This window comes from Flavobacterium sp. XGLA_31 (genome assembly GCF_051547105.1).
Taxonomy (GTDB): domain Bacteria; phylum Bacteroidota; class Bacteroidia; order Flavobacteriales; family Flavobacteriaceae; genus Flavobacterium.
Window position 1 is genome coordinate 1 of record NZ_JBPTTM010000018.1, and the last position, 1,660, is coordinate 1,660.

Sequence of the window (1,660 nt, forward strand, 5' to 3'; positions counted from 1 at the left end):
CCGGTTCTCTTGATGCTACTGTAGAATGTAGCGATGCTGCTGCTTTAGCTAATGCTCAGGCTGCCTTCCCTATCGCTTCTGATTTATGTGATGCTGATGTAACCAACATTGTAAAAACTTCAGGTGAGTTTGTACCAGCTCAAGGTTGTACTAATGCCGGTACTTATACCAACACTTGGACCGTAACTGATGCTTGTGGCAATACTTCTGCTGTGTTTACTCAGGTAATCACTGTTCAGGATACTACGGCGCCTACTTGGTCAACAGGTCCTCTTTCACTCAACACTACTGTTGAGTGTAGTGATGCACAAGGTTTAGCTAATGCTCAAGCTTTAGCTCCGGTAGCATTCGATACTTGTGATGTTGATATCACTAACATTGTAAAAACTTCGGGTGAATTTGTCCCTTCACAAACATGTGCCAGCGGAGGAACTTACATAAACACTTGGGTTGCCTACGATTCATGTGGTAATGCTTCAAATGTATTTACTCAGGTAATTACAATTCAGGATTCAACAGCTCCTACTTGGACAACTCTTATCAATTCACTTAATACAACTGTTGAGTGTAGTGATGCAGCCGGTTTAGCTACTGCTCAGGCTTTAGCTCCTACGGCAACTGATAACTGCAGTAACGTTACTTATGTAAAAACAAGTGGTGTATTTGTGGCCGGTACTTGTCCGTCAAGCGGCACATACACTAACATGTGGAGAGCTATTGATGCTTGTGGCAATACAAGTCCATGGTTTACTCAGGTAATCACCGTTCAGGATACTACTGCGCCTACAATGACTTCACAATTAGCTCCGGTTTTAGCCGTTACTTGTGATAACATTCCTGATGCACCACAACCGCAATTCTCAGATAATTGTTCAGTAATAACATCAGATTTGATAACTTTTACAGAAACAACTTCTGCAACGGTTAATAATCAATATCATATCATCCGAACTTGGTCTGCTCAAGATGCTTGTGGTAACCAGTCACAAACTTACACTCAAGATGTGACCGTAACCATTACAACACAGACTACTAGTGTAAATGCCAGCAGAATATGTAGTGCCGGTACCCAAGATAATACTGTGGACTTAAATACTTATTTATCTCAGGAAATCCCAACCGGAGGAACCTGGATCAACGAAAGTAACGTAGGTACCTTAACTGGTTCAGTATTTAACGGGTTAGATGTTGCCGATGGAACTTATGTATTCAGTTACAACTACACAGAAGCAGGGAACACTTGTCCTCAAAAAATAAATGTAAATGTTCCTGTGGAAGTGTGTATCGTAGAAGGTTGTGATGCCGTATTGGTTCACAACGCCTTTACTCCTAACGGAGATGGCGTAAATGAATACTTCCAAATTGATTATATCAATCAGAAATGTCACTTACCAAACAGAGTGGAGATTTACAACCGCTGGGGTGTCCTGGTATTTGAGGCTGATAATTATGATAATGAAAATGTAGGTAAAGTATTTACAGGGGTTTCCGAAGGAAGATCTACTGTAAGCAAATCTGATGAATTGCCTGCCGGTACGTATTTCTATATTATGCAATATTCTGATTCTGATTCAGGAAAAACTATTACGGAATCCAGCTATTTGTACCTTACCAGATAACACAAGACCAATCAAATAATAACCCTGAGGATTTATTCACT

At 40.5% G+C, this 1,660-nt stretch carries 1 protein-coding gene; it reads left to right on the forward strand.

All coding sequences use genetic code 11. The features are described from left to right. Positions 1–1,619: gliding motility-associated C-terminal domain-containing protein (locus ACSVH6_RS13560; RefSeq protein WP_438079398.1), on the forward strand; the 1,619-nt coding region annotated here is incomplete at its 5' end. Positions 1,620–1,660 lie beyond the last annotated feature (41 nt).